The following is a 557-nucleotide window of genomic DNA, read 5'->3' on the forward strand; positions in this document are numbered from 1 at the left end:
AATCGTTTCGTTGATGCGAGTAATGTTGTTATGCGCGAAGCGATATTGGTGAGGTCTTGATGTTACTAATTCTGACTCTGACTCGATCAAATCACGAATCGCATATTGCTGAGGGCGAATAAAACGTTTGATGGAAATAAGCGCCTTTTGTGCCGCAATGTGGTTGTACGTTGACTCATCATTGACGTCAAACTCGTTTAACGTTTCTTCGATGGTGTCGAGATACAAGTCGATTTTGCCGTTCAACCCTTCGATGATTTGATTCAGTAAGCTCGCCAGGCTTTTCGGCCCTTTGTGCTCTGCTAATGCTTGGCGAATTTCCATGATTGCACGTGATGGGATCTTACGAGTCGAGATCAGTGCCCCCTGAAAATAGAGAATACGGATACTCAGCATGTCTTCCGGCGACGCATTCTCGTTCATGTTGATGCCTCGTAAGATCAGCATGAAGTTATCGTCATTCAAAGGATGGAAAGCTGGTCGGCTATCGCCGGCTAACAGATGATCGACCGTCGCACGTGGTCCGCGATCGTCCTCTAGCCAGCCCCGAATATCGG

The 557-nt window shown here is 47.4% G+C and carries 1 protein-coding gene; it reads right to left on the reverse strand.

Annotated elements, in window-relative coordinates; genetic code table 11:
* Positions 1–557, reverse strand: a 557-nt coding sequence (locus tag R7093_RS27270; protein ID WP_318147284.1) for a CorA family divalent cation transporter, incomplete at both ends; no start/stop codon positions are given.

The sequence above is a fragment of the Vibrio sp. 1580 genome, from assembly GCF_033340055.1.